Source organism: Sphingobium sp. (assembly GCF_049304695.1).
Taxonomy (GTDB): Bacteria; Pseudomonadota; Alphaproteobacteria; order Sphingomonadales; family Sphingomonadaceae; genus Sphingobium.
In genome coordinates this window covers 136,368-148,296 of the sequence record NZ_JBAQOK010000040.1, presented here as the reverse complement: position 1 = coordinate 148,296, position 11,929 = coordinate 136,368, and the positions used below count along the sequence as shown (strand labels likewise).

The following is an 11,929-nucleotide window of genomic DNA, read 5'->3' as shown; positions in this document are numbered from 1 at the left end:
GTCGAGAACTGTTCTCGACAGGCTCGAACCGAACGGGACATGAGTGACCATCATGACCGTCATCACCCGCTTTGCTCCCTCCCCCACCGGCCATCTGCATGTCGGCAATATCCGTGCCGCGCTGCACAACTGGTTGTGGGCGCAAAAGAGCGGTGGGCAGTTTTTGCTGCGGCTGGACGACACCGACCTAGAACGGTCACGTGCCGAATATGCCGATGGCATAAAGGACGACCTGCGCTGGCTGGGCATCGCGTGGGATGGTGAAGCGCGGCAGTCGGATCGGTTTGCGCTTTACGAGGAAAGATTTGCGGCGCTCAAGGCTTTGGGGCGAGTCTATCCCGCCTATGAGACCAGCCAGGAGTTGGAACTGCGCCGCAAGATATTGTTGGGGCGCGGGTTGCCACCGGTCTATGATCGCGCCGCGCTGACGCTGACGCCTGAGCAGATCGCGGCTTATGAGGCGGAGGGGCGCACGCCGCACTGGCGGTTCAGGCTGGATCATGATGCGCCGATCATGTGGACCGATTTGATCCGGGGGGAGCAGCGGTTCGATCCCAAACTCTTGTCCGATCCGGTGATTCGCCGTGCCGACGGGTCATGGCTCTATATGCTGCCGTCGGTGATCGACGATATCGACATGGGTGTGACTCATGTGCTGCGCGGGGAGGATCATGTGTCCAATACCGCGACGCAGATCCAGATGTTTACAGGCCTGGGCGCGGCCCTGCCCGCCTTTGCCCATGAAGCGTTGCTGACGGGCAGCGAGGGCAAGCTGTCCAAGCGGCTGGGATCGCTGGGCGTCGCGCATTTCCGCGAGGCGGGAATGGAGCCGATGGCGATCGTCGCCCTGCTGGCGCGGCTGGGCAGTTCGATGCCTGTCGAACCGTTCGGATCGATGGGGCCGTTGATCGACAGTTTCGATTTCGCCCATTTCGGCCGCGCGCCCGCGCGCTTCGATGAGGCGGAACTGGCCGGGCTGAACCAGAAGATCGTGCATCAACTACCCTATGATGCAGTCGCCGACCGCTTGCCCGAAGGAATGGATGAGGCGGCGTGGCAGGCGATTCGGCCCAATCTGGGGACGATGCAGTCGGTGGGCGATTGGTGGCGCATCGTCACGGGACCGATCGATGCGATGGATTGCGCAGTGGAGGACCGGGAGTTTCTGGTGCTGGCGCACGCAGCGCTGACCGACCTGCCGTTCGATGCTGGCGTTTGGCGCGCGCTGACGGAGGCATTGAAGGCGCAGACGGGGCGTAAGGGCAAGACGCTGTTCCTTCCGCTGCGCCGGGCACTGACGGGGCTGGATCATGGCCCGGATATGGGCGAGATGCTGCCGCTGATTGGCCGGGAACAGGCGTTGGCGCGGCTAAAGGCGATGATTGCGGATTAATGAGGCAGATACCCGCCACCCGTTCATTTCGAGCGCAGTCGAGAAACGCAGGCGCAGGGCTATCGGCTTCTCGACTTCGCTCGAAGCGAACGGATGGGGTGTAAGGCCTTTACAGCGTCCGCATAAGATCGAGGGCGCGACCGACGGCGGCTATGCCTTCGGGCGCGGCGGCGAAGCCCATATGGGTGCAGTCCACTTCAATCGCAGCGTCTCGTTCGCCCGTGCGCCCTTTGGCGCATTCGGGCAGTATCACGCCATCGCGGCGCGACCAGAGCGCCACAGTCGGAACCGGCGGCTTTTCTTCACGAGCGCAGGGGAAGGGCGGGCGGTCGACGGGGAAACCGGACACCAATTGATAGAGACGCCAGGCATGATTCGCACGAGGATCGCCCGAGAAGGGTGTGCCCATCGTGACCACGCCGCCAACCTTGGTGGGGGCGAACTTGGCATATTCGCGCGCGTAGAGGCCGCCGAGACTCCAGCCGACGAGCGTCACGGGTGCGCCGGTCGCCTGCCGGATTTCATCGACGCGGCGATCGATGCGGTCGAGACTGTCGGCCTTTGGTCCGAAATTGCGGCCCATGCCCCAGTCATGCACGTCGAACCCGGCGCGGCCCAATATGTCGCGCAGCCAGCCCATACGCTGTTCCGACGCAAGCAGGCCGGGAATCAACAGCACCGATCGTCCATCGCCACGAATCTGGGTCGCCAGCATGTCCGCCTGCGCCTTCGTCCGCGCCAGATCATAGGGCAGAGACAGATTGCCGATCAGTTGCTGGACCGTAGGCAGGGTCGCGGCGCGCTGACCGGGCGCGAAACGACCTTTCCAGAAGGTCGAAACAGATTGGGCATAGGGGGACACGGCGACATTATCCTGAAAGCCCGAAGGCAAAGATGACATTGTCGTGACAAACGCAGGCCGCGTCCATGAGTTTCGTCGCAAGCGACGAACGGTTCATCGACAGTTTGGCGGCGGAGTTCAGGGCGCGAGGGGCGATGCCTGCGCGACCGGCGCGCTTTCGGTCATTTGCATGGTGCGCGGTTCGAGGATGGCGGCAGTTTCGATCAGGTCGAGCGCGCGGCGTGCCTCCAGATAGCGGCGAGTCGCCTGCATCCAGCGATCGGCGGCAACGCGGCCGGGCATGCGTTCGACTTCGGCCAGCGCGGCGCCTACCCGGCCGCCGTCGAGAAAGTGAATCGCGCGGTCGAGCGCAGCCTGCGGACGGGGCGAAGGTGTGGAGGCGCGGCGGATGGTGACGAGTTCGCGCGCTTCATGTTCGATCGCGGTCCACCAGTTGGCCGAAGCGGGCGGCGTCGTCACCCTATCCCCCACGTCGATCAGACCACCGCGCAGGTCCGCCAGCGTCACCGGTTCGCGCGCGGCGTTGATGATGGTGGCGACGGCGCGGGGCTGGGCCTGACCGAAACGCAGGCGCAGCTGCCCCTCTACATAGCCGAGCGGTGCGCCGCTATCGAGTGCGCGGCGGGCGGCGAAGGCAACCAGCAGTCCTTCGGCACGAGCGGCGTTGCCCGATGCGGCCTGCGCCTCCACGGTGATGCGGGTCAGCCTTTCCTCCAGTTGCATGACGCGGCTGTCGAGCACCTGCGCGATGTCGGGCGTGAGCGATTGCGCCAGCGTCTGGGGCGTGGCTTTGCTGGCAGGCGCGGTGGCAAGGACGGGCTGGGCAGTCTGTCCGGTCCAGCGGCGCTGGATCTGGGGCCAGGCCCAGACGGTGATGGCGACGCCGACCGCGAAGGCCAGCATCATCAGGATGAACAGGGGCAGGATGCGGCTGCGGCGCGCCGGTGGTGGCGGTATGATGGTGGCGCCAGCCCCTTCCTCGTCGCTCATTCTGACTCTTTCTCCTGTCATCGGCCTGTCATTCGCACAAACAAAGGGCGAGGGCCAGCATGTCGTCATCCTGCGGTCGGTCGGGTGCCTGCCTGCTGGCCCAGCCGGTGCCGCAGGCGGCGAGCGCGGCGGGGCTGATCGCGACGATGTGCAGGCTGGTGCGGGCCTGCGGGGGGATCTGCTCGGCCAGCCTTTCCCCGGCGCGCGGCGAATGGATCAGCAGCACCGATCCGGGCATTGCGGCGCGCAGCAGCGCGGGGTCGGGCGGCAGGCTGGACATGGTGTAGATGGCGATGCGCGTGATGTGCAGCGGACCTGCATCCATGGGTGCGACCGTAGTGCCGGCCAGATGCAGGACGCGGCGGTGGCCGTCGGCGACGATGCGGGCGGCGATGGCGCTGGCGTCGGCATCGCCTGCGATCACGGTGGCAAAGCCTTGGGTATGCAGGGCGTCGGCAGTGGCCTGCCCCACGGCATAGGAGGGCAGCGCCTGATAGGTGGCCAGCCCCTCGCCCGCCAGCCGCGCGGCGTTGGCGCTGGTCAGCAGCAGGGCGTCGAACCCGGTGGCGGGGGGCGGTGTCCAGGGCAAGGGCTGCGGCGCGAAGAGGGGGTGGACTGCCGCATCGAGGCCGAGCCGTGCCGCCTTGCGCGCCGTGCCGCCCGCGCCCGGTTCGGGTCGCAGGATCAGGACGCGCTTCACAGCCGCATGCTCATTGTTCGAACAGGGATCGCAGCGCGGGACTGGCGTCGGCCAGCAATGCATGGCCCAGCGCCTGCGCACCCGCCCCGTCATGCCGGTCGATGCGGGTTTCGTGGAAGATGGTTTCCTGCCCGTCGGGGCTGACGATCTCAGCGCGCAGGTGGAGCCGGTCGCCATCGATCAGGGCGAGTGCCGCGATCGGCGAATGGCAGGTGCCGCCGAGCGCCAGCAACACGCCGCGTTCGGCCAACACCGCGTCCATCGTGTCGGCATGGCCGATCGCCGCGATCGCATCGCGCACGATGGAGTTGTCGCCCAGCACTTCTATCCCAACCGCGCCCTGCGACGGGGCGGGCAGCATGATGTCGGTGGAGATGGTCGTGCCGACATCCCCCTGCCCCAGCCTGTCCAGCCCGGCGGCGGCCAGCAGGGTCGCATGGACTTCGCCCGCCGCCAGCTTGGACAGGCGCGTGGCCACATTACCGCGAAACAGGGTGATGGTGGCGTCCGGGCGCAGCCGCTTGACCTGCGCGGCGCGGCGCGGAGAACTGGTCCCCACGATCGGGTTGGCCGGGAGCGCGGCGAAATCGTCAGCGCCCACCAACCGGTCGCGGACATCGGCGCGGGGCAGCATGGCGGCGATATGCAGCGCGTCGGGGCGCAGCGTTTCGACGTCCTTCATGCTGTGGACCGCAAAGTCGATGTCGCCTGCAAACAGGGCGCGATCCAGTTCCTTGGTCCATAGCGCCTTGCCGCCGATGTCGGCCAGCGCGCGGTCCTGAATCCGGTCTCCGCTGGTCTGGACGGTGACAATGGTTACGGCGTCGTCGCGCCAGCCGTGGGTGTCGCACAGGGCGCGGGCGGTCATGCGCGCCTGAGCCAGCGCGAGAGGCGAACCTCTGGTGCCGAGGCGCAACGGTCGATCGGACAAAAGCATATGCGGCTTGCTCTAATGACCACGGGCATTAGATGGAAGCGAGAATGACGATCATCCTGGGCCTGGAATCGAGTTGCGATGAAACCGCAGCGGCGCTGGTGAGCGCGGACGGGCGGATTCTGGCGCACCGGCTGGCAACGCAGGAGGAAGCGCATCGCCCCTACGGCGGGGTCGTTCCCGAAATCGCGGCGCGCGCGCATGTGGAAGTGCTCACGCCCCTGATCGAAGCGGCACTGGCCGATGCGAAGATGACGCTGGCCGATGTGGACGTGATCGCGGCGACCGCCGGGCCGGGGCTGATCGGCGGGGTCATGGTGGGGCTGGTGACGGGCAAGGCGCTGGCCCATGCGGCAGGCAAGCCGTTGATCGCGGTCAACCATCTGGAGGGGCATGCTTTGTCGCCGCGCCTCGCCGACCGGACGCTGCAATTTCCCTATCTGCTGCTGCTGGTGTCGGGCGGCCATTGCCAGATATTGGCGGTGAAAGGACCGGGAGATTATGCGCGGCTGGCCACCACGATCGACGATGCGGCGGGGGAAGCGTTCGACAAGACCGCCAAGCTGCTGGGGCTGGGCTATCCCGGCGGGCCGCTGGTGGAACAGGCGGCGGCGCGCGGCAATGCCAAGGCGGTGAAGCTGCCGCGTCCGCTGGTCGGGACGGCGGAACCGCATTTTTCCTTCGCGGGCCTGAAAAGCGCAGTGATGCGCGCGGTGCAATCGGGCGATCATGCGACCGACGATATTGCGGCGAGTTTCCAGCAGGCGGTGATAGATTGCCTGGTCGACCGGACGGGACGGCAGCTGGCGACGCAGACCGGGATGACCGCGCTGGTCGTAGCGGGCGGCGTTGCGGCCAATCAGGCGATCCGGGGTGCGCTCGAAACGCTGGCGGCCAGTCACGGCCTGCCCTTCGTCGCGCCACCACTGTGGCTATGCACCGATAATGCGGCCATGATCGCGTGGGCCGGAGCGGAGCGCTATGCCGTGGGTCTGATCGACGACCTGACCGTGCCGGCCCGGCCGCGCTGGCCGCTCGACCCGGCAGCGGAAAAAGCACGCGGCGCAGGGGTGAAAGCATGAAGCGGGGGCAGTTATGAAAGCGGGCGTCATCGGCGCGGGCGCGTGGGGTACGGCATTGGCGCAACTGCTGGCCAGCACCGGGCAAGAAGTCGCCCTATGGGCACTGGAGCCGGAGGTCGTGGACGCGATCAATGGCGGGCGTGGCAATCCGCTCTATCTGCCCGATATTCCGCTCGCCCCCGGAATCATCGCGACTGGTGCGATGGCCGATCTGGATCGCTGCGACCTGCTGCTGGTCGTCAGCCCGGCGCAGCATCTGCGCGGCGTCGTGAGTCAGGCGCCCGCCGGTGTGCCGCTGATCCTGTGTTCCAAGGGGATAGAGGCGGAGACCGGCCTGCTGATGTCGGAAGTGGCGCAGGCGGCGCAGCCGACATCGCCCATCGCCGTACTGTCCGGCCCGACATTCGCGCATGAAGTGGCCAAGGGATTGCCGACCGCGATCACGCTGGCGTGCGAAGATCTGGCGCTGGGCGCGAAACTGGCCGCTCGCATCGCACGCCCTGCCTTCCGCCCCTATCTGTCCGACGATGTGATCGGCGCGGAGATTGGCGGAGCGGTCAAGAATGTGCTGGCGATCGCCTGTGGCGTCGCCGATGGCGCGGGCCTGGGCCTGAATGCGCGTGCGGCGCTCATCAGCCGTGGCTTTGCCGAAATGACGCGGTTCGGGCTGGCGCGCGGGGCGCGGGCGGAAACGCTGGGCGGCCTGTCGGGGCTGGGCGATCTGGTGCTGACCTGTTCGTCCACCAATTCGCGCAACTTCTCGCTGGGCAAGGGGCTGGGCGAGGGACAGAGCGCCGCGATCCTGATGGCCAACCGGCGCACGGTGGCGGAGGGTGCGTTTACCGCACCCGTGCTGCGCGACGCGGCGCACGCAGCGGGCGTAGAGATGCCCGTGGTCGAGGCGGTGTGTGCGCTGCTGACCGAGGCCGCGCCGTTGAGCGCAGTGATCGACGCGCTGCTCGCGCGCCCGTTGCGGCCCGAATAAAGCGTCGCGTCACACATATATCATGTCTATCATCCATGGATCAGACGGCCCCCAACGGGATGGGCCGACAGAGGGAAGTCGTTTGGCGACACAGCCACCTGCGCAGGTGCCCGGACAGGCAACCGCGTCGAAGGACCAGGATGACATAGCCGCCCTGGCCAAGGGCGGGCGGACCAATATATTCGGATTTCTGCTGCGGCTGGCCGCGCGCCTGCCTTTCCTGTTCATTGCGGGCCGCTGGTATGGCGCGGATGCGCTGGGGCGCTTTGCCTATGCCGTGCTGGTCGTGGAGTTCATCGCGCAACTCGCCACGCTGGGCCTCAAGCGCGGACTGGCCGGGGCATTGAGCCAGACCGAGCGGCCCCACGCCCATGTCGTAACCGACGCGATGATGGTGACATTCGCTGCCGCGCTGTTCGGATCGGCCATCCTTCTCGCCTTTCCGCAGGCGATGTTTCCCAATAGCGGGATCAATGGGCTGGACCGGCTACTGGCGCTGATCGTGATTGCGGTGGCGACGTCGGATGTCGCGCTGGCGGCATGCGCGTATAAATTCGACGTCGGTGCGACGGTGCGGGCGCGATCGATCATCGAACCCTGGGCGATCAGCATCGGGGCGTTCGCCTTTTCCTTTTATTCGACGCGCGACGGGCTGATCCTGTCCTATGCCGTGTCCATGATCGCCGCGATGGTCGCGTCGCTGATCCCGGCCGCGCGCCATTATGGCGTGCCGGTCGGATGGCGGCCCGATGGCGGGCGGCTGTGGCGGCTGGCGCGGCGCAATCTGCCGCTGGCCGCCGCGGATGGCGTGGAATGGGGATCGCGCAGGCTGGATCTGGCGATATTGGGCCTGTTCGTCAGCCCGGCGGTGGTCGGCATCTATTATGTCGCGCAGCAGGTCGCGTCCCTGCCGCAGAAACTCAAGACCAGTTTCGATCCGATTTTGGGACCGGTCATCACCCGCAATCTGGCCGAGGGCAATCTGGTCGGCATCGCGCAGCAGGTGAGCCAGGTCGGTTTCTGGATCATCGCCGCGCAGGCGGGAATCGCGCTGGCGCTGGGCATTCCGGGCGAGGCGGTGATGGGGCTGGTCGGGCCACACTTCGTCGGCGGCACCGGCGCGCTCGCCTTCCTGCTGTTGGCCGAAGTGGTCGCGGCGACCGCAGTCGTCAGCGAATCGGCGCTGGTCTATATCGCGCGGCACCGCAACCTGATGATCTCGCTCATCATGATTGCGTTGCAGGCTGGGTTCAGCTTTGCCCTGATCCTGCTCGCGCGGCGGTTCGGACTGCCGGTGATGTGGATCGCCGCCGCGCCTGCGCTGGCCCTGTGCCTGGCGCTGGGCGTCAGCGCCTTCGTCAAGGCGCGGCTGCTTGCCAAGTTGCTGGATGCGCCGATCAATGCCTGGCGCTGGCCGCTGCTGAGCGCGGCGGGCGTCGGGTGCATCGTAGGCGCAGGCTTCGTCGCATTGCCGCCGCGTCTGGAGTGGGTGGAACTGGTGGTCGGCGTCTGGGCGATATTGGGCGCTTATGGGTTCGTCATCTGGCGCTGGGGCTTCGGGTCCGAAGATCGTAAGCTGTTTCGCAAACAGAAGGCTTAAAATCCTGCCCTCGCAGGGGAGGTGGCTGACCAAAGGTCAGACGGAGGGGTGTCATCCTCTCGATAGGGCGACACCCCTCCACCACTTCGTGATCCCCCTCCCCCGCTGAGGGAGGATTTTTTAGAGGAACAGTTTGTCGCGGATGATGCCCAGGTCTTCTTCGGGACGGGCGCCCCAGTGAGAGATGACTTCGGCGGCCGCTGCTGCGCCCAGCGACAGAGCGTCCTGCACACTGCGGCCGTCGATATGGGCGGCGAGGAAGCCGGCGGCGAAGAGATCGCCAGCGCCGGTGGTATCGACGATCTGTGCGACGGGGGCTGCCGGACCTTCGTACCGCACGCCATCGACGATCGCGATCGCGCCGCGCTCGCCACAGGTCGATACCAGCACCGGCACCTTGGCGGCGATGGTCGCCACTGCCGTGTCGAAATCATCCTGCTGCGCCAGCGAACAAATCTCGCCTTCGTTGGAGAAGAGGATGTCGATCTGGCCCCGGTCGATCAGGTCGATGAAGTCGGCCCGGTGGCGGTCGATCACGAAATTGTCGGACAGGGTGAAGGCGACCTTTCGCCCTGCGCCGCGTGCCGCATCAATCGCTGCGCGCATCGCCGCGCGTGGCTGGGTGGGATCCCACAGATAGCCTTCGAGATAGAGGATGCCCGCCGACCGGATAAGGTCGAGGTCGAGCGCCTGTTCCGGCAGGAATTGCGATGCGCCCAGAAAGGTGTTCATCGTGCGTTGCGCGTCGGGCGTGACGAGGATCAGGCAGCGGGCGGTGGGAATGTCGCCCTGCACCGCCGGGGTATCGAACCGGATGCCCAGTGCGCGGACATCATGGGCGAAGACCGCACCCAGCTGGTCGTCATTGACCTGACCGATGAAGCCGCAGCTTTTGCCCAGAGCGGCGAGGCCCGCCAGCGTGTTGGCGGCCGATCCGCCGCTGATTTCCTTGGCCTGGCCCATATCGGCATAGAGATTTTCGGCCATATCCGCGTCGATCAGCTGCATCCCGCCCTTGGTCAGGGCATGTTCGGCCAGAAAGGCGTCGTCGCTGCGCGCCAGAACATCGACGATGGCATTGCCGATCGCGACGACGTCTAATGTGGCCGGGGTCGTGGGGACGGAAGCGGTCACGCTATATCCTTGTGTGAAGGGAGAAACGAGTAATTAGCGCCCGCTGTAGAGGCGCGGCTTCACTCGTGCAACGGGTCTGATGGGGGGCGGCCAGATCAACGGACAGATTGACGGGGCGTGCGCCAGGGCGGATAGAAGGCCATGGTTCTGACCGCTGCCCTGCGCGCCTTTCCGTCGATTTTCCATAAGCGGACGCTGCGCCTGCTGGGCCGGACGTTGTTGCTGACGCTGGTGATCTTCGTTGGTCTGGCGGCTGTCCTGTGGTGGGGTTTTCATGCGCTGCGGCTGCATTTGGGCTGGGGCGGCGGCGGCGTGGCCGAAGCGACCGCGACAGTGGCGCTGATGATCGGCGCGGGATGGCTGCTGTTTCGCGCCGTCGCAATGGCGGTGATGGGCCTGTTTGCCGACGACATCATCGAGGCGGTGGAGCAGGATCGGTATCCGCAAGCCGCGCTGACGGCCCGACCAGTGGGATGGGCGCGCAGCGGACGTTATGCGCTGGCGTCGCTGGCGCGGACGATCGGGTGGAATCTGGTCGCGTTGCCCGGCTATATCCTGTTGCTCGCGACGGGGGTCGGGACGATCGGGCTGTTCCTGATCGTCAACGCCTATCTGCTGGGCCGTGACATGGCCGACATGGTGGAGCCGCGCCACCCTGCCCTGCCGCCTATCGCGCGCAGCAGCCGATGGTTTATGGGCCTCGCTTCGGCGCTGATCTTCCTCATTCCGCTGGTCAACCTGCTTGCGCCGATATGGAGCGCGGCTATGGCGGTGCATATGCTGCTCGGCCGATCAAGGACATCTGCATGATTGCGTATCGTTTTGCCCTGTCCATGCTCATGGCGATGCCACTGGCAGCGTGCGGCGCGGGCGGCGTTGCGCCCCGCGCCGGCGCGGTTCCGCCACCCGCCGGGCCGCCAGCCAGCGCTTTCATGAAGCAGGGACCGCTGCTGGGATCGGATGCGCGCACGTTGAGCCAGATGTTCGGCGAACCGCGACTGGACATACGTGAGACGACGGTGCGCAAGCTGCAATTCGCCAGCGGACGCTGTATCCTCGACGCCTATCTCTACGCGCAGGCGCGAGGCAAGGAGCCGGTGGTGACGCATGTCGATGCACGGTCGCCCGCCGGGGCGGATGTCGATCCTGCCGCCTGCGCCACGGCGTTGCGGGTGAAGTGATCAGGCAGCAGGCGTGAGTCGGTCGATTGCCCAGCCTGCCGCTTCGGCGACGACCGGGTCTTCATCAACAAGCAAGGGTTGGAGACGGGCGATCAGGCGCGGGTCGCCGCTGTTGCCCGCCGCGACTGCTGCATTGCGGACCATGCGGTTGCGCCCGATCCGCTTGATCGGGGAGCCGGAGAAAATTTCGCGAAAGCCCGCATCGTCCAGCGCCAGCAGGTCGCCGATTTCCGGTGCGGCCAGTTCCGCCCGGCCGACGAACGCCCGGTTGGCGGCGGCGCTTTGCGCGAACTTGTTCCAGGGGCAGACGGCCAGGCAATCGTCGCAGCCATAGACGCGGTTGCCGATTCCGGCGCGCAGGTCATGCGGGATCGGCCCCTTATGTTCGATGGTGAGGTAGGAAATGCAGCGGCGCGCATCGACCACATAGGGCGATGGGAAAGCGTCGGTCGGGCAGGCGTCCAGACAGGCGCTGCAACTGCCGCAATGGTCGCGTTCGGGACCGTCGGGGACCAGCGCCAGTTCGGTGTAGATCGCGCCCAGGAACAGCCAGCTGCCATGGTCGCGGCTGACGAGGTTACTGTGCTTGCCCTGCCAGCCCAGCCCCGCGCCCTGCGCCAAAGGCTTTTCCATCACGGGCGCTGTATCCACGAAAACCTTGAGGCTGGCAGGCTGCTGGTCGACCAGCCAGCGGGCGAGCGCCTTGAGCGCCTTCTTGACCACGTCATGATAATCCTTGCCCTGCGCATAGACGGAGATGCGTGCGCGGTCGCCCACATCCGCCAGCGCGAGCGGATCATGGCCCGGCGCATAGCTCATGCCGAGCATGATGACGCTGCGCACGGCGGGCCACAACTCCTGCGGCGATCCGCGCTGGTCCGCGCGATCCTCCATCCACAACATGTCGCCATGATGCCCTGCATCCAGCCATTGACGCAGCCGCGTGGCCGCCAGTGGCGCAGCGTCGGCAGGTGCGATGCGGCAGGCGGCAAAGCCCAGCCGCGCGGCTTCCTGTTTCAGCCGCTCTTCCAGCGATAGGGCCAAGGTTTCGGTTTCCACGGGCATGGG

General features: G+C 66.5%; 12 protein-coding genes. 6 read left to right on the top strand and 6 right to left on the bottom strand.

Translation table 11 applies throughout. From position 1 onward, the window contains the following. The first annotated feature begins 52 nt into the window (after nt 1-52). Complete coding sequence (gene gltX / locus WA070_RS06145) at nt 53-1,393, top strand: glutamate--tRNA ligase (protein WP_422633236.1); 1,341 nt, start codon at nt 53-55, stop codon at nt 1,391-1,393. A gap of 109 nt (nt 1,394-1,502) precedes the next feature. Here gltX and WA070_RS06140 read toward each other — a convergent pair whose 3' ends face one another. From WA070_RS06140 to hemC, 4 genes are all read right to left on the bottom strand, one after another. Continuing rightward, nucleotides 1,503-2,255, bottom strand: coding sequence for an esterase/lipase family protein (locus WA070_RS06140; protein ID WP_422633247.1), 753 nt, complete (start codon nt 2,253-2,255; stop codon nt 1,503-1,505). Between the two features lie 117 nt (nt 2,256-2,372). Continuing rightward, the gene (locus WA070_RS06135; RefSeq protein ID WP_422633235.1) at nt 2,373-3,245 is read right to left on the bottom strand and encodes a hypothetical protein; all 873 of its coding nucleotides are present in this window, start codon (nt 3,243-3,245) and stop codon (nt 2,373-2,375) included. Between the two features lie 28 nt (nt 3,246-3,273). Next, nucleotides 3,274-3,945: a uroporphyrinogen-III synthase gene (locus WA070_RS06130; protein ID WP_422633234.1), complete on the bottom strand. Its 672-nt coding sequence runs from the start codon at nt 3,943-3,945 to the stop codon at nt 3,274-3,276. Between the two features lie 10 nt (nt 3,946-3,955). Beyond that, the gene (hemC, locus tag WA070_RS06125; protein ID WP_422633233.1) at nt 3,956-4,882 is read right to left on the bottom strand and encodes a hydroxymethylbilane synthase; all 927 of its coding nucleotides are present in this window, start codon (nt 4,880-4,882) and stop codon (nt 3,956-3,958) included. Nucleotides 4,883-4,926: 44 nt separating this feature from the next. Here hemC and tsaD point away from each other — a divergent pair, with 44 nt between their 5' ends. The 3 genes from tsaD to WA070_RS06110 all read left to right on the top strand — a co-directional run bounded on the left by tsaD (nt 4,927) and on the right by WA070_RS06110 (nt 8,546). Next, the gene (gene tsaD, locus WA070_RS06120) at nt 4,927-5,961 is read left to right on the top strand and encodes a tRNA (adenosine(37)-N6)-threonylcarbamoyltransferase complex transferase subunit TsaD (RefSeq protein ID WP_422633232.1); all 1,035 of its coding nucleotides are present in this window, start codon (nt 4,927-4,929) and stop codon (nt 5,959-5,961) included. Nucleotides 5,962-5,974: 13 nt separating this feature from the next. After that, the gene (locus WA070_RS06115) at nt 5,975-6,946 is read left to right on the top strand and encodes an NAD(P)H-dependent glycerol-3-phosphate dehydrogenase (RefSeq protein WP_422633231.1); all 972 of its coding nucleotides are present in this window, start codon (nt 5,975-5,977) and stop codon (nt 6,944-6,946) included. 106 nt (nt 6,947-7,052) lie between these two features. Then, nucleotides 7,053-8,546 carry a lipopolysaccharide biosynthesis protein gene (locus WA070_RS06110; RefSeq protein WP_422633246.1) on the top strand — a complete coding sequence of 498 codons (1,494 nt, stop codon included), beginning with the start codon at nt 7,053-7,055 and terminating at the stop codon, nt 8,544-8,546. 120 nt (nt 8,547-8,666) lie between these two features. Here WA070_RS06110 and WA070_RS06105 read toward each other — a convergent pair whose 3' ends face one another. After that, nucleotides 8,667-9,680 carry an adenosine kinase gene (locus tag WA070_RS06105; protein ID WP_422633230.1) on the bottom strand — a complete coding sequence of 338 codons (1,014 nt, stop codon included), beginning with the start codon at nt 9,678-9,680 and terminating at the stop codon, nt 8,667-8,669. A gap of 141 nt (nt 9,681-9,821) precedes the next feature. Between WA070_RS06105 and WA070_RS06100 the strand changes: the two genes are divergently transcribed. Then, a complete protein-coding gene (locus tag WA070_RS06100) occupies nt 9,822-10,490 on the top strand; it encodes an EI24 domain-containing protein (protein ID WP_422633229.1) in 669 nt (222 codons plus the stop codon). Further along, nucleotides 10,487-10,861: a hypothetical protein gene (locus WA070_RS06095; protein ID WP_422633228.1), complete on the top strand. Its 375-nt coding sequence runs from the start codon at nt 10,487-10,489 to the stop codon at nt 10,859-10,861. Before WA070_RS06100 ends, WA070_RS06095 begins: the two co-directional genes overlap by 4 nt. On the opposite strand, the gene queG is transcribed toward WA070_RS06095, so the two are convergent. Then, on the bottom strand, nt 10,862-11,926 hold the full coding sequence (gene queG, locus WA070_RS06090; protein ID WP_422633227.1) for a tRNA epoxyqueuosine(34) reductase QueG: 1,065 nt from the start codon (nt 11,924-11,926) through the stop codon (nt 10,862-10,864). Nucleotides 11,927-11,929: the final 3 nt, after the last annotated feature.